General features: G+C 74.6%; 18 protein-coding genes. 5 read left to right on the forward strand and 13 right to left on the reverse strand.

Annotated features, from left to right (window positions below):
• Nucleotides 1–38: 38 nt before the first annotated feature.
• From K4S16_RS29625 to K4S16_RS29640, 4 genes are all read right to left on the reverse strand, one after another.
• Nucleotides 39–305 (reverse strand): zf-TFIIB domain-containing protein, encoded by a 267-nt coding sequence (locus K4S16_RS29625; protein WP_149262329.1) that lies wholly within the window; start codon nt 303–305, stop codon nt 39–41.
• A gap of 67 nt (nt 306–372) precedes the next feature.
• Nucleotides 373–1,272 carry a phosphotransferase family protein gene (locus K4S16_RS29630; RefSeq protein WP_149262330.1) on the reverse strand — a complete coding sequence of 300 codons (900 nt, stop codon included), beginning with the start codon at nt 1,270–1,272 and terminating at the stop codon, nt 373–375.
• A gap of 8 nt (nt 1,273–1,280) precedes the next feature.
• Nucleotides 1,281–3,014 (reverse strand): AMP-binding protein, encoded by a 1,734-nt coding sequence (locus K4S16_RS29635; RefSeq protein ID WP_149262331.1) that lies wholly within the window; start codon nt 3,012–3,014, stop codon nt 1,281–1,283.
• Nucleotides 3,015–3,094: 80 nt separating this feature from the next.
• Entirely contained in the window at nt 3,095–3,574 is a 480-nt protein-coding gene (locus K4S16_RS29640; protein ID WP_149262332.1) for an Lrp/AsnC family transcriptional regulator, read from the reverse strand.
• 105 nt (nt 3,575–3,679) lie between these two features.
• Here K4S16_RS29640 and K4S16_RS29645 point away from each other — a divergent pair, with 105 nt between their 5' ends.
• From K4S16_RS29645 to K4S16_RS29655, 3 genes are all read left to right on the forward strand, one after another.
• The gene (locus K4S16_RS29645) at nt 3,680–4,882 is read left to right on the forward strand and encodes an MFS transporter (RefSeq protein ID WP_149262333.1); all 1,203 of its coding nucleotides are present in this window, start codon (nt 3,680–3,682) and stop codon (nt 4,880–4,882) included.
• A gap of 389 nt (nt 4,883–5,271) precedes the next feature.
• Nucleotides 5,272–6,399, forward strand: coding sequence for a mannose-6-phosphate isomerase, class I (gene manA, locus K4S16_RS29650; protein ID WP_235037147.1), 1,128 nt, complete (start codon nt 5,272–5,274; stop codon nt 6,397–6,399).
• Complete coding sequence (locus K4S16_RS29655) at nt 6,396–7,313, forward strand: ROK family protein (protein ID WP_149262335.1); 918 nt, start codon at nt 6,396–6,398, stop codon at nt 7,311–7,313. The genes manA and K4S16_RS29655 overlap by 4 nt, the downstream gene beginning before the upstream one ends.
• Before the next feature lie 31 nt (nt 7,314–7,344).
• On the opposite strand, the gene K4S16_RS29660 is transcribed toward K4S16_RS29655, so the two are convergent.
• Genes K4S16_RS29660 through K4S16_RS29695 form a run of 8 tightly spaced genes read right to left on the reverse strand, consistent with a single transcriptional unit; the run spans nt 7,345 to nt 15,186 of the window.
• Nucleotides 7,345–8,322, reverse strand: a complete 978-nt coding sequence (locus K4S16_RS29660; RefSeq protein ID WP_235037148.1) for a glycosyltransferase — start codon at nt 8,320–8,322, stop codon at nt 7,345–7,347.
• Nucleotides 8,304–9,551 (reverse strand): glycosyltransferase family 4 protein, encoded by a 1,248-nt coding sequence (locus K4S16_RS29665; protein ID WP_235037149.1) that lies wholly within the window; start codon nt 9,549–9,551, stop codon nt 8,304–8,306. The genes K4S16_RS29660 and K4S16_RS29665 overlap by 19 nt, the downstream gene beginning before the upstream one ends.
• Nucleotides 9,548–10,843: a lipopolysaccharide biosynthesis protein gene (locus K4S16_RS29670; RefSeq protein WP_149262336.1), complete on the reverse strand. Its 1,296-nt coding sequence runs from the start codon at nt 10,841–10,843 to the stop codon at nt 9,548–9,550. The genes K4S16_RS29665 and K4S16_RS29670 overlap by 4 nt, the downstream gene beginning before the upstream one ends.
• Nucleotides 10,831–11,658: an NTP transferase domain-containing protein gene (locus tag K4S16_RS29675; protein ID WP_235037150.1), complete on the reverse strand. Its 828-nt coding sequence runs from the start codon at nt 11,656–11,658 to the stop codon at nt 10,831–10,833. The genes K4S16_RS29670 and K4S16_RS29675 overlap by 13 nt, the downstream gene beginning before the upstream one ends.
• On the reverse strand, nt 11,636–12,328 hold the full coding sequence (locus K4S16_RS29680) for an HAD family phosphatase (RefSeq protein WP_149262337.1): 693 nt from the start codon (nt 12,326–12,328) through the stop codon (nt 11,636–11,638). The genes K4S16_RS29675 and K4S16_RS29680 overlap by 23 nt, the downstream gene beginning before the upstream one ends.
• Complete coding sequence (locus K4S16_RS29685) at nt 12,325–13,578, reverse strand: 2-phospho-L-lactate transferase CofD family protein (RefSeq protein WP_235037151.1); 1,254 nt, start codon at nt 13,576–13,578, stop codon at nt 12,325–12,327. Before K4S16_RS29685 ends, K4S16_RS29680 begins: the two co-directional genes overlap by 4 nt.
• Nucleotides 13,575–14,420: a glycosyltransferase family 2 protein gene (locus K4S16_RS29690; RefSeq protein ID WP_235037152.1), complete on the reverse strand. Its 846-nt coding sequence runs from the start codon at nt 14,418–14,420 to the stop codon at nt 13,575–13,577. Before K4S16_RS29690 ends, K4S16_RS29685 begins: the two co-directional genes overlap by 4 nt.
• 22 nt (nt 14,421–14,442) lie before the next feature.
• Nucleotides 14,443–15,186 carry a hypothetical protein gene (locus K4S16_RS29695; protein WP_235037153.1) on the reverse strand — a complete coding sequence of 248 codons (744 nt, stop codon included), beginning with the start codon at nt 15,184–15,186 and terminating at the stop codon, nt 14,443–14,445.
• 404 nt (nt 15,187–15,590) lie between these two features.
• Between K4S16_RS29695 and K4S16_RS29700 the strand changes: the two genes are divergently transcribed.
• Nucleotides 15,591–15,854, forward strand: a complete 264-nt coding sequence (locus K4S16_RS29700) for a sigma factor-like helix-turn-helix DNA-binding protein (protein WP_235037154.1) — start codon at nt 15,591–15,593, stop codon at nt 15,852–15,854.
• On the opposite strand, the gene K4S16_RS29705 is transcribed toward K4S16_RS29700, so the two are convergent.
• Nucleotides 15,817–16,731 carry a LysR family transcriptional regulator gene (locus tag K4S16_RS29705; protein WP_149262338.1) on the reverse strand — a complete coding sequence of 305 codons (915 nt, stop codon included), beginning with the start codon at nt 16,729–16,731 and terminating at the stop codon, nt 15,817–15,819. The genes K4S16_RS29700 and K4S16_RS29705 overlap by 38 nt on opposite strands.
• An 82-nt stretch (nt 16,732–16,813) precedes the next feature.
• Here K4S16_RS29705 and K4S16_RS29710 point away from each other — a divergent pair, with 82 nt between their 5' ends.
• Nucleotides 16,814–17,722, forward strand: a complete 909-nt coding sequence (locus tag K4S16_RS29710; RefSeq protein ID WP_149262339.1) for an oxidoreductase — start codon at nt 16,814–16,816, stop codon at nt 17,720–17,722.
• Nucleotides 17,723–17,893 lie beyond the last annotated feature (171 nt).

Consider the following 17,893-nt stretch of genomic DNA (forward strand, 5'->3'; position numbering starts at 1 on the left):
ACGGCCCGCCTCACCCGGGGCGGGCCGCGGCCGCCCGGTCAGGTGGAGAAGAGCATGTGGAACACGCCGCCGTGGTGCGGACGGTGGTGCCCGCCGTGGTGATGGTGGTGGACCGCCGGCGCGGGCGCTCCCCACCCGGGCGCCGAGGCGGGCGGAGGCGCCGCGCGGTACTGCGACTCCATCTGGGCCAGGGCCTCCAGCTCGCCGTAGTCGAGGAAGATGCCCCGGCAGCTGTCACATTGCTCGATGTGGACGCCGCTGCGGGTGTAGGTCCGCATCACGCCACGACACTTAGGGCAGTGCATCGCCTTGTCGTCCTTCCGGTATGGATCCCCAGGTAGAGGCTAAATGTAGGGCAGGTTCCGCGCCACGTCATGCCGCGTCCCCCGCCGCGGATATTCTCACGCAGGCGTCGACCATCGCCTGCTCCGCACCGTCGAGTGCCCGATCTTCCCTCCCCGCGGATATGACGCACGTGGCGGCGATCTGGATCGCAAGACTTCGGGCGGGAACGTCCAGGGCCGCCCAAGGGTCGCCCTGCGGGGGGACGGCCGGGCCGCCCGCCTCCCTGTACGCGCCCAGGAAGCGCTCCCATTCGTCCGGGGAGAGGACCCCGCCGGAATAGAGCGCCGCAGGACGCGCGAGGTCCCATGCGGGGTCGCCCATGCCGAGGTCCTCGATGTCGATGAGCCGCCATCGCCCGCCCGGCGCGCGGACCATCTGCCCCAGATGCCAGTCGCCGTGGATGAGGCGCCGGCCGCGGCCCGGGGGCTCGTCCTCCTCGCCGCGTATCCAGGCGGGCAGGGTGGCGAACGCCCGGCGCACCGCGTCCTCGGCGGGGCCGTCCTCCAGACGGGAGACCAGGCGGGCCACCCGCGTCGGACGTCCCCACGCCGGCGCGTCGGCAGGGACGGGCGCCGAGTGGAGGCCCGCCAAGAGCCGAGCGCCTTCCTCCCAGGGGAGTTCCCTGGACGGGTCCACGGGCTCACCGAACATGGCGAGCGTGACCGTGCGGCCGTCCACGCTCAGCGGGGGCCCCAAGGGCCCGAGGATCAGATCAGGGAGCACGCCCGCCAAGCGGACCCGGTCGAGGAACGCGTCCCCGTGGTCCCGGTCGGCCTGGTGCGCCTTCACGACCACGTCACCGACGCGCACCACGAGGACACCGTGCCGGTCGTAGAGGGTCTCCGGCTCCCCGTCCTCCGCGCCTTGGCGGCGGCCGATCTGAACGAGCCGTGTGAAGAGCTCCGACTGGACGGTCCCGGTGTGCACCCGACCAGTCAACCACTCCGCGCGGGGCCCATCCGCTCCGCGGCCGAGGCGGCGAACTCGTCCCGCAGCCGCTGCCGGACGACTTTGCCCAGCATGTTCCGGGGCAGCTCCGTCCGGGGGAGGAACTCGGAGGGCACCTTGTAGTGCGACAGGAAGCGCTCGCAATGCCGGCGCAGCTCGTCCTCGGAGAAGGGGTAGGCGGGGTGTTCGACCACGTGGGCGATGATGCGCTCGCCGCGCCGCGCGTCCGGGACGCCGACCACGGCGCAGTCGTGCACGGCGGGATGGCGGCGCAGCACCTTCTCCACCTCGGACGGGGACACGGTGAAGCCGCTCACCTTGATCATGTCCCGCTGGCGGTCCACGATGGTGATGAAACCCTTCTCGTCCATCACCCCGATGTCACCCGTGCGGAGCCAGCCCTTCGACAGGGTCTGCGCCGTGGCGAGGGGGGCGTTCCAGTAGCCCGCGAACACCTGCGGGCCGCGCACGACGACCTCGCCCGTCCCGCCCGGCGGCAGGACTTTGGTCGGCTCGTCCTGGTCGACGATGACGACGTCGGTCATGGGCAGCGGCAGCCCGACCGTGAGGTTGCGCGCCCCGCCCCCCAGCGGGTTGCCGGTGACGGCCGGGGACGCCTCGGTGAGCCCGTAGCAGTTGATGAGCCCCCTCGCCCCGACCTTTTCGAGCCGGTCGATGGTGTTCTGCGTCAGCCCCATCGCGCCGGAGATGAAGATGCGCAGCGAGCGCAGGTCGTCGGGCCGGAACCCCGGGCTGTCGAGCACCTGCGCGTACAGGGTCGGCACCCCGGGGAAGATGGTCGGCCGGTACTTGCGGATCGCCCGGAGCACGCGGTCGCCGTCGTAGCGGGGGAGCAGCACCACGGCCCCGGCCGTCATCACGGGCGCGACGAGGCAGCTCATCAGCCCGAACGAGTGGAACAGCGGCAGCACCGCCAGCGTCACGTCCTCGCCGGGGCGCCCGTCGAGGTCCCACGCGTGCTGCTGGCAGGCGTTGGCGACGAGGTTCCGGTGCGTCAGCATCGCGCCCTTGGGGCGTCCCTCCGTCCCGCCGGTGTACTGGATGGCGGCCAGGTGCCGCGACGGCTCCAGGGGCAGTTGCCGGACGCGGCGCGCGGGCGGCCTCTGCAACTCCTTGAACGGGACGAGGCCGGGGTCGTGCGGCACGTCCGCGGAGATGGCCGCGCGCCGCCGCTGCGCCTGGACGAGCGGGAGCCGCAGGGCGATCCGCTTCGCGACCGGAAGGAAGTCGACCAGAGACGTCACGACGACGTGCTCCAGCCCCAGCCGGGACCGCACGGCCTTCACCGTCTTGTAGGAACGATCCAGCACGACCGCGACGCGCGCGCCGCAGTCGGCGAGCTGCCGGAGCATCTCCTCCTCGGTGTAGAGGGGGTTGTGCTGGACCGCGACGGCCCCCCTGCGCAGCACGCCGTAGAACGCGATGACCAGCTGCGGGCAGTTCGGCAGGATCAGCGCGACCCGGTCGCCGGGCTGCACGCCCAGCCGGTGCAGCCCGTCGGCGAAGCGGTCCGCCGCCTCGCGCAGTTCGCGGTAGGAGATCCGCAGCCCGAAGAAGATCAGCGCGGGCCTGCGCGGGTACCGGTCCGCGGCATCGTCGAGCAGGCGTGTGACGGGGACGTCCGGGATGTCGAGCTTCCAGGGGACGCCCCGCTGATACCACTGCCGCCAGGGCGAAGAGCGCAGTGACGAGTGCCACATAACGCCCGATTGAATCATCTTCGGCCCCGTGCGCGCCGCGAAGAGAGGTGAACACGGGCGGGCGATCGGGTCCGCCGGGGTCAGCGGGTCCAGCCCTCCGAGCGCGTGACCGCCCGGGTCTCGGGGGCGGGGGGTTCCACCGCGCGGCCCTCGTAGGCGGTCGACAGGACGATGTGCGAGTTCATCTCGCCGTGCTCGCCGAGGCGCTCCAGGAGCCCCTCCATGTGCTGCATCGACGCGACGCGCACCTTCAGCATCGAGCACCAGCTGCCGCTCAGCTTGTGGACCTCGGTGACCTCGGGCAGGTCCTCGGCGGCGGACGTCTTGAGCAGGCAGCGGCCGTGGGCGCAGCGCATCTGCACGAAGGCCGTCAGCGGCTGGCCGACCCTGGCCGGGTCGACGCGCGCCTGGTAGCCGGTGATCACCCCGGACTCCTCGAGGCGCCGCACCCGCTCGGCGACCGCGGGGGGCGACAGGTTCACCAGGGACGCCAGCCGGTTGAACGACAGGCGGCCGTCCCGCTGCAGCTCGGCGAGGATGCTCCAGTCGGTCTGATCCATCTTGAAAGTCCCTTCCCGGATCTGCTTTGCAAACTATAAGCAGGATGGGTCGAATGCCAGTGATCATCCATTCCATCCGGGCATGAGCATTTCTAGCGTTAAAGCATGGAGAAGCGATCCCGCCCGATGGCGGCCCTCTGCTCGGGCACCGCACTGATGAACGCGGCCATGGCCGCGGCGAGCGCCACCGCGACGCTGGTCGCCGCCGACCGGCTCGGCGCCGCGTGGGGAGGCGTGCCGAACACGATCGGCATCGTCGGGACGGGCATCGGCGCCCTGGCGCTCACCCGGCTCGTGCGGGCGAGCCGGCGGCGCGCCTTCGTGCTCGGCTACGCCGCGGCGGCGGCGGGCGCCTGCCTGGCCGCCCTGGCGGTCGCGAACGGCGACGTCGTGGGGCTGTGCCTCGGGATGCTGCTGCTCGGCCTCGGCAACGCGGGGGCCCAGCTCTCCCGGTACGCGGCGGCCGACCTGCACCCGGCGGGACGGCGCGGCTTCGCCATCGGGCTCGTGGTGTGGTGCGCGGCGGCCGGGGCGGTCGGCGGGCCGCTGCTGCTCGACCCGACCGGCGCGGCGGCCGCGGGCGCCGGCCTTCCCCCGTTCACCGGCCCGTTCCTGCTGGCCGTCCTGACCTGCGCGCTCGCCGCCGCGGCGGCGACCGGCGGGCCGGGCGGCCGGGCGGGAGCGCAGGGCTCGCCGCCGCCGCTGCGCAGGCTGGCCCGGACCCCGGCCGCCCGCTCCGCGCTCGCGGTGATGGTCACCGCGCAGGTCGTGATGGTCGCCGTCATGACGGCCGCGCCGCTGGACATGCACATGCACGGCGACGGCCTCGGCGCGGTCGGCATGACGCTGGCCGCGCACACGCTCGGCATGTTCGCCCTTTCACCGGTGACGGGGCGGATGGCCGACCGGTTCGGCGCGCGGCCCGTGATCCTCGCGGGCCTGGCCACCCTGGCCCTGTCCACGGCGCTCGCGGCGGTCGCGTCCGGATCCCAGGGGCGCGTCGCGGCGCTCTTCCTGCTCGGCTACGGGTGGAACCTCTGCTTCGTCGGCGGCAGCGCCCGCCTCGCCCGCGACCTGCCGGAGCCGGAGCGCCCGCACGTCGAGGGCGCCGTCGACGCGGCCGTCTGGATGGTCGCAGCGGCCGCGAGCCTGCTGTCGACGGCCGTCCTGTCGGCGGGCGGGTACGCCGTCCTGGCCTGGGCGTCCTGCGCCGGGGCGGTAGCCGTCGCGCTGGGCCAGGCCCGGCGCCGCGCGCCCGAGGCGGTGTCAGCGCCGGCGCCGGTCGAGCCGGAGGTCGGACGGCGGTGACCCGGCGGCGGTGACCCGGCGGCGGTGACCCGGCGGCGGTGACCCGGCGGCGGTGACCCGGCGTCAGATGCGGCCGGTGCCCCGGCACACGTTGCACCGCTCATGGGTGGCGGTACTGGTGCCGGTCCCGTTGCAGCCGGGGCACGACCGCGTCGCCGGTTTGTTGTGCTTACCCACGTCCACCACCCCCTGGGGCTCATCCTAAAGGCTCGCCCGATCGCACACCGGGCCCGCTTATGAGTTCGCTGAGAGGACCCTCCAGGTTCACTCGAAAACGGCGGCGCGGCCGACCGAGCCGCGTTCGCCTTGCCCCCCGGCGCTTGTACGCTGTCCCTCACGCGCGCCGTCGTCCGGTCACGGTGCCCCGAGCAAGGAGATCGCGCAGGTTGGTGCCATTGCCGCTGACCACCGCGATCCGTCCCTACGACTGGGGGTCGCGGACCGCGCTGCCCGAACTGCTCGGCGTCGAGCCGACCGGGCGCCCGCAGGCCGAGTTGTGGGCGGGCGCGCATCCCGCCGCCCCGTCCCGTGTGGACGGGACGCCCCTCGGCGCCCTCATCGACCGCGACCCGGTCGGGATGCTGGGCACCGCGTGCGTGGACCGGTTCGGCCCCACGCTGCCGTACCTGCTCAAGGTGCTGGCCGTCGAGCGGCCGCTGTCGCTCCAGGTGCACCCGACCGCGGCGCAGGCCGAGGCAGGGTTCGCCCAGGAGGAGGCGCAGGGCATCCCCGCCGACGACCCCACCCGCACCTACAAGGACCCCTTCCACAAGCCCGAGATGGTCTGCGCCCTCACCGAGTTCCACGGCCTCTGCGGCTTCCGCGACCCCGCCGAGACCGCCGACCTGCTCGAAGACCTGAAGGTCCCCGAACTGGACCCGTGGATCGGAACGCTCCGCACCGCGCCGCCCGCCGAGGCGCTCCGGACCGTCCTCACCCAGATGCTCGACGAGCGCTCCCGGGCCGTCCAGGACGCGGTCGAACCGGCCCTGACCGGCGTCTACGCCGACATCGCCCGCGCCCACCCCGGCGATCCCGGGGTCCTCGCCGCGCTCCTGCTCGACCACGTCCGGCTCAAGCCCGGCGAGGCCCTCTTCCTGGGCGCCGGAGTGCCCCACTCCTACCTCGGCGGCCTCGCGATCGAGGTCATGGCGAACTCGGACAACGTGGTGCGCTGCGGACTCACCGGCAAGCACATCGACGTCCCCGAACTGATGCGCGTGGTCGAGTTCGCGCCGTCCAAGCCCCACCGCGTCGAGCCCACGGCCGACCGCCGGTACCGGACGGCCGCCGAGGAGTTCACCCTCGTCCGCCACGACCTCACGGAAACCCCCGAAGCCCTGCCCGCCGGACTTCCGCAGACGCTCCTCTGCCTGGAAGGCGAGGCCCGCCTCACCGCCGACCCGGCCCTGGTCCTCACCCGCGGCCAGGCCGCCTTCATCCCCGCCGGCGCCCCCGCCACCCGCCTCACCGGACACGGCACGCTCTACCGCGCGCTCCCGGGGATCGGGTCATGACCGTCCTCGCCCTCGACATCGGCGGCACCAAGTTCGCCGTGGCCCGCGTCGACGCCGCCGGGAAGCTCCTCGACCGCGCCGAGCACCCCGTCGGCCAGGCGCCCACCGCCACCCTCCGCGGCCTCGTCGCCGACTTCGCCGGCCCGGGGCTGACCGGCGTCGGCATCGGCTCGGCGGGCCCGATCGACACCGAGGCCGGCACGGTCAGCCCGATCAACATCCCCCGCTGGCGCGGCTACCCGCTCGTCGCGGCCGTGCGGCGCCTCGTCCCCGGCGTCCCGGTCACCCTCGCAGGCGACGCCCAGTGCATGGCGCTCGGCGAGTGGTGGCGCGGCGGGCACGAGTGCGACTCCCTGCTCGGCATGGTCGTGTCGACGGGCGTCGGCGGTGGCCTCGTCATCGACGGCCGCCCCTGGACGGGACGCACCGGCAACGCGGGCCACATCGGCCACGTCATCGTCGACCTCGACGGCGAGCCCTGCGTCTGCGGCGCCCGCGGCTGCCTGGAGACGATCGCCGGCGGCCCCAGCATGGTCCGCTGGGCCCTCGCCCAGGGCTGGACGCTCGCCCCCGCGACGGGCCGCCCCGACGCCCGGGCCCTGGCCGCCGCCGCCCGCGCCGGCGCCCCGATCCCGCTCGCGGCCTTCCACCGCGCCGCCGGCGCCCTCGCCACCGCGATCCTCAACACCGCCTCCGTCCTCGACATCCGCGACGTCGTCATCGGCGGCGGCGTGGCGGCCGCGGGCGACCTGCTCCTCGACCCGCTGCGCACCGCGATCGGCGTCCGGGCCGGCATGCCGCACCTGCGCGACCTGCGCGTCTCCTCCACCGCCCTGGACCGCGACGCCGGCCTCTACGGCGCCGCCGCCCTCGCCCTCCTCGCCTCCGGCGAACCCCTCCGCCCCACCCTGTGACCCCGACCGCCGGTGCGGGCGTGCCGGTGGCTCAGCCGGCGCGCGCGGGACGGCGCAGCAGGCGCAGCGCGCCGAACGCCATCCCCGAGACGAGGACCGCGTGCACGGCCAGGTGCACCAGCAGGAAGTAGGCGGTGAACGCGGTCCCCCGGTGCCGGTGGACGAACCGGACGAGCGGCGGGTCGGAGACGGTGAAGGCCAGAACGCACGCCGCGCTCAGCGCGAGGAACGCCGGATGCAGGACGGCGAGCGGCAGCGGCACCGGCGCCAGCGCCACGGCGAGGATGCCGGCCGGGCGGTTGGCGTGCTCGGGCTGCCCGCCGCCCCGCCGGGCCGCGGCGAGCAGCAGCGGGACGAGCGGGACGGCCCGGCGCCACTGCTCGGCGAGGATCCCCGCCAGCCGGCTCCCGTCGTCGTGCCGGCCCTGGACGGCGTCGGTGAGCACGACGCGGCAGCGCCCGTGCAGCCGGCTCGCGTACTCGACGTCCTCGCAGTCGCGGAGCGCCTCGTCGAACCCGCCGGCGGCCTGGAACACGTCGCGGCGGATGGCCGCCAGCGCGAACACGAGGCCGGTGACCTCGCCGAGGTGGCGGCGGCGCCAGAACGCGGCGTGCAGGACGCGGTACCACTCGGCCGGGCCGTCGTCGATGAGCGGCTCGGTCTCGTAGACGCCCTGGACGCAGCCGCACCCGGGGTCCGCGTCGAGGACGGCCAGGGCGTTGGCCAGCGCGTCGGGGCGCAGCGCCACATCCGAGTCGAGGAAGAACAGCACGTCGGCGGTGGTCGCCGCGGCGCCCGCGTTCCTGGCCGCCGAGACGCCGCGGTTCTCCGGCAGCCGCACGACGCGGCAGCCCAGCGAGGCCGCGATCCCGGCGGAGCCGTCGGAGCCGGCGTCGTCGACGACCACGATCTCGTCGGGGCGGCGGGTCTGCGCCAGGACGGCCTCCAGGCACAGGCGCAGCGTCTTGGCCGCGTTGTAGCACGGCACGATCACGCAGACGGAGGCCACACCGACTCCTCGTAGAGCGCGAGCGTCTCGCGGGCCGCGCGGGTCCAGCTCAGCTCCTCCCGGACGAACCGCTCCCCGCGCTCGCCGAGCGCGCGGCGCGCCTCGGGGTCGGTCATGACGTCGATCACGGCGTCGGCGATGTCGGCGGGGCCGGTGCCGCCGACGAACCGCACCGCCGGGCGCGCCGGGTCGCCGGCGAAGATCCGGGAGAAGCCCGCGCCGAGGATCGTCGGCCTGCCGAGCGCCATGGACTCGGTGGCGACCAGGCCGAACGGCTCGAAGAGCGACGGGAAGACGCAGGCGTCGGCCATCGCGTAGTACTCCGTCAGCGCCGGGCCGGAGACGAACCCGCGCGTCAGGACCCGGTTCCCGGCGGCCCGCGCCGCGGCCTCGTCCCCCTCTCCCAGCAGGACGAGGCGCAGGCCGGGCACGGCCTCGGTCATCCGCGGCACCGCTTCGAGCAGCTCGTGGACGCCCTTCTGCCGTTCGAGGCGTCCGACGAACAGCAGGACGGGCGCGTCCGCCGGGATCCCGAGCCGCGCGCGCAGGTCGCCGGCCCGGCGGCGCAGCCGCTCCCGGTCGAGCCCGGCGACGAGCGGCTCGAACGTCCCGCCGAGCCGCACGACGTCGATCCTCGCCGGGTCCCAGCCGGCCGCGGCGAGCTGGTCGCGGACCTCCGGGGTCGGCACGACGACGCGGCGGGCGATCCGGCCCAGGTGGCGCTCGAGCGCCGCGAACGCGTTCAGCGGGTCGGCGATGCTGCGGCGGGGCGCCACGCCGTACTCGGTGGTGTGGACGTGGAACACGACCGGCAGCCGCAGGACGTGGTGGCAGAGCAGGCCGCACAGGAAGTTGGTCGAATCGTGCACCGCGACCAGGTCGGGACGCTCGGCGGCCCGGCGCAGCCGGAGGAAGTACCGCCAGTTGCTCACCACCACGTTCGCCGTGATCAGCAGGAAGTCCAGCCTGCGGGTGCGGTTGAGCCGGCGCCGCCTGCTCACCGCGCCGAGGATCCGCCCCAGGGGCCGGTGCACGGTGACGGAGCCGTGCCGCTCGTGGACGGGCTGCCGCCCTGCGTTGAGGGTGAACACCGCGAGCCGGTGCCCGCGCGCCAGGTGCGGGGTGATCAGCTCGACGTACCGGCCGAGGCCCGTCGTCACGTTCGGCGGGTACTGGTTGACCACGTAGGCGATCTTCAGGCGCCGGTCCGGCGCCGCTTCACGGTTCAATGTCCGGTCTCCAGAACGGGCAGGGGACGGTCCGCCGCGCTCGGCCGCCGGTACGCGCGGCCCGCGGCGGCGGCCACGGCGGCGACGAGGACGAGGTTGCTCACCGCGAACCCGGCGAGCCCCCCGTAGAGCCCCCACCAGGCGATGCAGGCGGCCTGGCAGGCGAGAGCGACGGGGGTGCCGGCTGCCAGGCACGCGATGAGGAGCCGGGCGCCGCGCACGCCGTCCATGGACAGGGCGACGGAGTAGAGGTTGAAGACGGCGTGCGCGCCGATGCCCGCCGAGGAGAGCCCCATGAGGGTGAGCGAGTACGGGTACTGGGCGCGGAGCAGGAAGAAGAACACCGTGCTCGCCGCGAAGGACACGAGTCCCGTGCCGGCCGCGACGAGCGGCGCCAGCCGCGCGATCCGCCGCATGACGGCGGGCTTGTCCGCGACCGCAAGGGCGGGCAGCAGCGCGAGGCCGATCCCGTCGGTGAAGACGACACCGAGCAGGCGTTTGGGGAAGCCGTTGTAGACGGAGTAGACGCCGACGTCGGCCTGCCCGGCCCAGCGGTTGAGGAAGATGACGTCGAGCCCGAACAGGAGGCCGGTCAGCGCCGCGATGGCGGTGACGTAGGCCCCGTGCCGGTACTGCGCGCGCGCCGCCGCCCGCGACCAGGCGCGCGGGACGATCTCGACGCCGGTCAGCGCGGCGACGCTGAACGCGGCGTAGCTGCCGGTCAGCGCGAGGAGGTAGTACTCGGCGTCCCGGATCCCGAGGACGAGCAGCGAGAACGCGGAGCCGGACAGGTAGGCGACGGCGACGGCGAGCTTGAGCCCGGCCACGAACCCGTACCTGCGCCTGCCGCGCAGGAAGCTCTCGGTCAGCTGATTCAGCGTCATCGCGAGCGCCAGGGCCAGCCCGAGGCACAGCGCCCGCGGGTCGACCCCGAGCGCCGGGGCGAGCACGGGCGACGCCGCGGCGCCGCCGACCGCGACGCCGCCCCCGAGCGCCAGCGTGGACAGCAGCGCGGTCGTCGTCAGGGCCGGATGCCCGGCCGGGTCGCGGCGCGGCAGTTCCTGCAGCATCACGTAGTGCAGGCTCATCAGCATCCCGACCGTGACGATCAGCGCGATCGACAGGACCACGGTGAACCGGCCGAACTGCGCGGCGCCCGTGCCCCGGGCGACGACCAGCGTGGTCGCCGCCGAGATGCCGCTGGCCGCGGTGCTCAGCAGCGTGGGCACGGCGGTCCGGCGGTGGGCGGCGAGCCCGCGCCGCGCACCGGTCCGGGGGATCAGTCCGCGCACCGCTGGTACGCCCGCCGGGCGAACTCCAGGTCGTCCCTGGTGTTGATGCCGCGCGCCTCGTCGGCGTCGGCGACCGGGACGACCGTGACCTCCCGGCCCTCCTCCCGGGACAGGTGGGTGAGGAACGGCAGGAAGTTCACCTCGCCGGTGACGTCGCCGCGTGCGGCGTCGGCGAGGTAGCGGTTCCAGGCGTCCACGAGCCCCGCGGTGCCCAGGCAGAACACGCCGACGTCGCCGAGCCCGCCGGGCCGGCACTCGTCGCCCTCGCGGGACTGCCGTATCCGGAGGAGCCGGCCGCCCGCCAGCTCGTACTCGACGTACGGGTCCGGCATCGCCACCAGGGGGATCGTGAGCCCGCCCGGGCGGTGCGCCCGCACGACCCGCCGCGCGGTCCGCGTGGACAGTCCCGCCTGGTCGCCCCAGACGACGAGGAGCGTGTCGTGGCCGTCCCAGTGCGGGGCGGCGCCGAAGACCGCGTCGCCCATGCCGGCCGGCGTCTCCTGGATGCTCACCGACACCGTCCCGCGCGCGATCTCCTCGGCCGCGGCCCACCGGAACGGCGCCTCGCCCTCCGGTGAGACGACGACGTGGACGTGCCCGGCCACCGGCCGGAGCCGCCGGTGGAGCAGGTGCCACACGGTGACCCCGCCGCCGAGCTCCAGCAGGATCTTCGGGACCCCGAGGCCGAGCCGCGTCCCCCGGCCGGCCGCGGGGATCACCGCGCAGACCCGGCCCGCCCCGGGCGCGGTCGGCACGGTCGCGCCGGGCATCGTCGCGCCGCTCTTCGCCGTGTCAGTCGCCGGCACGTCGGTCATCGCCATCGCCTTTCCGGTCGAGGAGGGCGAGAACGTCCTCCAGGCCGCGCACCGGTATCGCGCCCGGTGCGGGTTCGGCCGCGTGCACCTGGAGCGTCGGCAGCCCCGCTCCGACCGCCGAGGCGACCCCGTGGGCGGAGTCCTCCACGGCGACCGCGTCGGCGGCGTCGACGCCCCACCGGTGGCAGGCCGCCAGGTAGAAGGCGGGGTCGGGCTTCCCGCAGGGGACGTCGTCACCGGTCAGGACGTCCGTGAAGTACCGGCGCAGCGAGGCGGCCGCGAGGACGCGCTCCACCGACCCCCTGCTCCCGCCGGTCACGAGGTACACCGCGCGCCCCCGCTCGGAGAGCCGTCCGAGCAACCGGTGGGCGCCGGGGAACACGGCCACCCGGCCCGCCGCCACGCCGGCGCGGTAGATCCGCCGCTTGCGCCGGACGAACCGCTCGGCGTCGCCGGACGCCAGGCCCAGGGCCGCCGCGACGTCCTCGGTCGCCGCGCCCGCGTGGTCGCCGTACCGGAAGCCGCCGGCCAGCGCGGGGGCGACCTCGGCGAGCGCGGCCCGGAACGCGGCCTCGTGGGCCGGGCCGGAGTCCACCAGGGTCCCGTCGAGGTCGCAGAGCCAGACCCGCCGCCCGGCGAGCGCCCCGGCGGGCGCCGGCACGGCCCTCATCCGGCCGGCTCCAGCGCCGGGTCGGACGCCGCGCCCGCCGCGAGCCCGGTGAGCAGGTCGGCGGTCCGCGCGCCGTCGCGCGCCCCCGGCCGTCCGGGGTCCGCCAGGTCGGCGATGATCCACTGCGTGTTCGTCCGCAGGCCGGCCTCGGCGATGTCACCGGGCATCGCCGGGACGTCCGGCCGTCCGGTCCTGGGCCGGTGGCAGACGGCGTGGGTGACCGTCCGCCGCTCGTTGCCCGGGTCGCCGAGGTAGGACAGGGCGAGGTCGACGTGCGCCGGGGCGCTCATGCCCTGGACGTCGTGGTCCTCGCGGATGTTGACCACGAACGCCTTGGCGGCCGCGCGGTTCGCGGCGATCGCCTCGGCCACGCCGGGCGTCAGGTAGCTCGGCAGCAGCGACGAGTGCGGGGTACCCGGGCCGTAGACGATGAGGTCGGCGTCCGCCAGCGCGGCCAGCGCCGCCCGGTTGGCCGACACCGCCGCCCGCCGGCGGGCGAGGACCCAGCGGATCCGCTGGACGGGCAGCGTCTCGAGCTCGTCCCGCTGCGCCGGCCCGAGCGGGCGGCGGAGCAGGAACAGGTCGGTGATGCGGGCCGCGTCCTGCGGCGCCACGATGTCGGCCTCGTCGGCGAGCAGCCGCCCGTTCTCCTTCAGCGCGACGAGGTGGGCGTCCCCGCCGTCCGTCACGTTCAGGAGGCGGGCCGGGGTCGCGAACGTCCGCGCGCAGGACCGGACCGCCGCGTTGAAGTCCTCGCCCGCCCGCAGGTAGGCGCCGGCGAACACGAGGTTGCCGAGCGCGCAGCCGGCGAGGTCGAGCCCGTCCGGGTCCTCCTCCAGGCGCCGCAGGAAGGCGGTCAGGTCCCGGGTGATCGCCGCGCGGGCGCGCCGCGGCAGCGCGGCGAACCCCGGCGGGGAGGTCTCCGGTGCCGCGAGCGCGCCGGCGAGGTCGCCGAGGTCGCGCGGCGCCGTCCCGGCGGGGAGCCGGTGCTCGAGGACGGCGAAGAGCGCCGCCTGGGCCGGGTCCGCCGGGTCGAGGTGCGGCAGCAGGTTCTTGCGGAAGTCGGACGGGCCGAGCATCCCCGGCAGGAAGCGCCGCAGCGCGCCCGTGGACAGGCCGTTGTCGTACCCGTTGACGAGCAGGGTCAGCCGGACGCCGGGGGTCCGCAGGAGCCGCCGCGCGATGCCCGCGCCACCGCGCCCGCCGCTGAACATGGCGACCCGCGTCGGGCCCGGGCGCCGCTTGGTCACCGCGCTTCTCCCGCCCGGACCGCGCTCTCGCACGCCCGCCCGGCGGTGCCGACCGCCGGGTCGCGTCCGTCCCCGGCCTCGGCGCGCAGGACACCGCGGCGCTGCAGCCAGTGGCGGTAGCCGAGATAGCCGACCAGCAGCGCCCGATCGCGCGCCCCGCCCCAGAACCGCCAACCGCGGGCGCCGGCGGCGCGCTCCCGGTGCTCGATCGGGATCTCCACCCAGGTGTGGCCGAGTTCGGCGACCCGGGCGGTGATCTCGGTCGAGCAGTTCATCCCGCCCGACTCCAGCCGCAGGGACCGGAACAGCGGGCCGTGGACCACCTTGAACACCGAGTTGAAGTCCCGGTACCGGGTCCGGTGCAGCCGGTTGCTGACGGCGCCGCTGGCCGCCGAGCCCCACCGGTGGGGCAGGCTGTCGGCCTTGCGGATCCTGGCGCCCGAGAACGCCCTGGCCTTTCCGGCCAGGACGGGATCGAGGAAGCGGTCGAGGTTGGCGATGGGGAACTGGCCGTCGGAGTCGAGGAGGACGACCCATTCCAGCCGGGTGCGGGCGATCGCGGCGGCGATGGCGGCGCCCGCCCCGCGGTTGCGGTCGAACCGGGTGACGGCGAGCCGCGGGCACTCCTCCTGGAGCGCGGCCAGGACGGCGCCGGTCGCATCGGTGCTCCCGTCGTCGCACACCACGATCTCCCAGTCGGCGATGCGCGGGTTCCCCTCCAGGTAGGCCCGCCATTCGGCGACCACGGCGGCGATGTTCTCCGCCTCGTTGTAGGCCGGCGCCGCGACGGAGATCGCGACGGCGCCGGGCGCGGAGCCGGACACGGGGGTGGCCCTGGGCACGATGTCCTCTCCCTGCACTGGACTACGGTTCCGTCCCGCGCGCGGCGGGGGCTGGGGCCGCCCCGGTCCGGTACCCGATCCACCGGTCCAGGGGCAGCAGGTTGACGCCGACGAGGATCGGCACGTGGGCGAGCGCGAACAGGACCGTCGCGCCGAACGAGATCGGCCCGCCGGTGATCACGTTGATGTGCGGGGCGTCGATCCGGTCCGGGATCCCGACCGGGTTGACGACGTACCACATGAGGTCGAGAAAGCCCGAGAAGACGATGACGATGCCGGTCACGAGCACTTTCAGGGTGCGTCCGGGAGAGCCTCCGCCGATCCGGTAGGCGGCGCCCGCGGTGAGCACGATTCCGGGATAGAGAAGCAGGTAGACGTGCGTGTAGAAACTGTCGCCGTGGACCCGCTGGGCATCGGTGTAGTAGAAGCCGCTGATGCGCGGGACGACGTATCCGGTGAAGAACACGAATGGCGCGTACAGCACCCAGTGCGGGAGCCGCGGGGCCCAGGGGAACAGCGCGATCGCGCAGCACAGGCAGCCGAAGACGACCAGTTTGGCCACCAGTTCCCACGGCGACTCTATGTCGCGCCCGTGCGGCAGCGCGAGCCAGACGAACGCGGCGCCCGCGACGCCCGCGGCGAGCGCGATCCACCAGACACGCGGGGCCCAGCGGCCCGCGCCGACCGCGTCGGCTGCGCCCGCCGCGCCCGTCCCCGCCGGGTCGCCGGCCGCCTCCGAAGGCGAGGTTTCGTCTCGTACCGTCATGGCTGCTTCGCAGACCTTTCGTCGTCCTCGGCCGGTCAGGCCGAACCACAGGTCAACGGCGTGGGAGCGCTCCCATAGCCGTACATTCGCCGCCCGTCGCCGAATTTGGGAGCGCTCCCATAGTAGATTTGACGCTCATCGCCCTTGTCAAGGCATAACCGAAATCGGTACTTCACTTGCTCGGGCCCGCGTCCTCGGTCGCCCCACGGTCGGGCCGGGCGGGCGCCGATCGCCCGTGCCGGACGGCGCCGCCGCCCTCCATTATCGGTTTCCGCAGGTGAACAGCGCCCTGGACGTCCGCCTGAGGCCGTGCCCTACGGGGGCCGGATAAGTCCTCCTCAGTGCTTCCTTAAAGGCGCCATAAGGAGGGCGGCGGGGCGGGGGAACGGTGCGAGGTTCGTGGTGTGGCACTGCGAATGGGCAAAGACACCGGTTCGTTCGCCCCCGGTACGCCGGGGGAGCGGATGCGCCCCGCGGTGGTCGCCCGGGCCTTCCAGGCGCTGCCGCCCGCGCACCGCGAGATCCTCACCGAGACGGTCTTCCGGGACCGCTCGGTCAACGAGGCCGCCGCCTCGCTGGGAGTGCCGGTCGACGTGGTCAAGGTCCGCGTCTACCACGCGCTCCGGGCGCTCAGCGCGGCCGTGGAGGCGCCCCGGACGTTCGTCTGACGGCCGCTCCCGCGAGGTCGCGGACGATCGCGGCGAACGCCTCCACGAGCGGGCCCCCGTCCGCCCAGGCGAGCGCGACGCGCAGCGGCTCCACGTCCGTGAGCGGCACCCAGACCAGCCCCGGGCGCGCGTAGTACAGCGCCATGCTGGACGGCGCGAAGCAGATGGCCGTGCCCTCGGCGACCTGTTCGAGCATCTCCTCGACGTTGTCGTTGGTGGGGCCCCAGCGCGGCGCGGACCCGTCCGGCCGCGGGTTGACCGCCCACCAGTCCACCCATTCGCGGGGGGCGCGCTCGGTCCACATGAGGGGCTCGTCCTTGACGTCCATGATCGAGACGCCGTCGGCGGCGGCGAGCCGATGGCCGGCCGGGAGGCCCACGACGCGGTGCTCGGTGTGGACGGTCTCCGAGTGCAGGCCCGAGAGGTCGGCGGGCAGCCACACGAACGCCACGTCCACCTGCCCGGCGCGGAGCGCGGCGGCCTCGCCGCCCCAGTCGAAGCGCTTGGGCTCGACGCGGACGCCGGGATGGGCGCAGGCGAACTCGGCGCGGGCCCGGGTCGTCAGCTCGCCGGCGCCGCTGGCCTCGAACCCGACGCGCAGGACGCCGGTCTGCCCGCGCCGGTGCCGCTCCGCGGCGGCGGCGACCCGGTCGGCCTGCCGGACCGTGCGGCGCGCCTCGGCGATCACGTCGCGGCCGGCGGCGGTGGGGGTCACGCCGCCCGCGTGCCGGTCGAACAGCCGGACGCCGAGCTCGGCCTCCAGCTTCCGCAGCGCGTAGGAGAGCGCGGGCTGGCTGACGTACAGGGCCTCGGCGGCCCGGCCGAGGTTGCCCGCGTCCGCGATCGCGGCGAGGTAGCGCAGCTGGCGCAGCTCCATGCTGGGATCATAAACGCTCTTTATCGGGTCGGCGGATCTCTGTCTTGGACGCGGCGGTGGTCGCGCTGCGATAACTGCGGGCATGGCGAACACCACTGAACCGAACACCACTGAACCGAACACCACTGAACCGAACACCACTGAACCGAACACGGCGGGACGCGGACGGGTCTGGCTGATCACCGGGGCGAACTCGGGCTTCGGGCGGGCGATCGCGGAGGCGGCGCTGGCGGCCGGGGACACGGTGGTCGCGGCGGCGCGCCGCCCGGAGGCGCTGGACGATCTGGTCGCGCGCCACCCGGGCCGGGTCAACGCGGTCGAGTTGGACGTCACCGACCAGGCGCGGATCGCGGACGTGGTCGCGGACGCGGTGCTGTGGCACGGCCGCGTCGACGTGCTGGTCAACAACGCCGGGCGAGGCGTCGTCGGCGCCGTGGAGGAGACCACCGACCGCGAGCTGCGCGAGCTGATGGACCTGCACTTCTTCGGCCCGGCGGCCCTCGTCCGGGCGGTGCTGCCGCACATGCGCCGGCAGGGGAGCGGCGCCGTCGTGCAGATGTCGAGCATGGGCGGCCGGTTCTCCTTCCCCGGCGTGGGTGCCTACTCGGCGACCAAGTTCGCGCTGGAGGGGATGTCGGAGGCGCTGGCCCAGGAGGTCGCGCCGTTCGGGATCAAGGTGCTGGTGGTCGAGCCGGGCGCGTTCCGGACGTCGTTCGCCGGCGGCGGCCTGCACCAGACGGCCGCGATGCCGGAGTACGACGGCACCGTCGGACCGGTCCGGGCGAACCTGCCGGGCAGCGACGGGAAGCAGCCGGGGGACCCGGCCAAGGCCGCCGCCGCGATCCTGAAGGCGCTGGACGCCGACGACACGCCGCTGCGGCTGCCGCTGGGCAACGACGCCGCCGACGCCGTCGACGCCGCCCTGACCGGGGCGCGCAAGGAGTTCACCGATTGGGAGCCTCTCTCCCGCGGCACCGATTTCGAGGAATGAGGAGATAAATAGGTTGCCGGGGCGGAACCGCCCCGGCACCATGGACGTCGTAGGGGAGAACGACGGACGGGATCGGAAGGGAGAGCCGCGATGCGACGTCATCGAATGCACGGCAGCCATTCCGGTCTCGGGAGCCGCCGACGGACGTGAACCGCACGTCCCGACGCCGAC

The organism is Actinomadura sp. K4S16 (assembly GCF_008327685.1).
In the GTDB taxonomy this organism is placed as follows: Bacteria; Actinomycetota; Actinomycetes; order Streptosporangiales; family Streptosporangiaceae; genus Spirillospora.

Bases quoted from the DNA above. Each gene is read 5' to 3' on its own strand.
- K4S16_RS29705 (WP_149262338.1), bottom strand. From the start codon at position 16,731: ATGGAGCTGCGCCAGCTGCGCTACCTCGCCGCGATCGCGGACGCGGGC.
- K4S16_RS29640 (WP_149262332.1), bottom strand. From the start codon at position 3,574: ATGGATCAGACCGACTGGAGCATCCTCGCCGAGCTGCAGCGGGACGGC.
- K4S16_RS29625 (WP_149262329.1), bottom strand. From the start codon at position 305: ATGCACTGCCCTAAGTGTCGTGGCGTGATGCGGACCTACACCCGCAGC.
- K4S16_RS29635 (WP_149262331.1), bottom strand. From the start codon at position 3,014: ATGTGGCACTCGTCACTGCGCTCTTCGCCCTGGCGGCAGTGGTATCAG.
- K4S16_RS29675 (WP_235037150.1), bottom strand. From the start codon at position 11,658: ATGACCGACGTGCCGGCGACTGACACGGCGAAGAGCGGCGCGACGATG.
- K4S16_RS29655 (WP_149262335.1), top strand. From the start codon at position 6,396: ATGACCGTCCTCGCCCTCGACATCGGCGGCACCAAGTTCGCCGTGGCC.
- K4S16_RS29645 (WP_149262333.1), top strand. From the start codon at position 3,680: ATGGAGAAGCGATCCCGCCCGATGGCGGCCCTCTGCTCGGGCACCGCA.
- K4S16_RS29680 (WP_149262337.1), bottom strand. From the start codon at position 12,328: ATGAGGGCCGTGCCGGCGCCCGCCGGGGCGCTCGCCGGGCGGCGGGTC.
- K4S16_RS29695 (WP_235037153.1), bottom strand. From the start codon at position 15,186: ATGACGGTACGAGACGAAACCTCGCCTTCGGAGGCGGCCGGCGACCCG.
- K4S16_RS29710 (WP_149262339.1), top strand. From the start codon at position 16,814: ATGGCGAACACCACTGAACCGAACACCACTGAACCGAACACCACTGAA.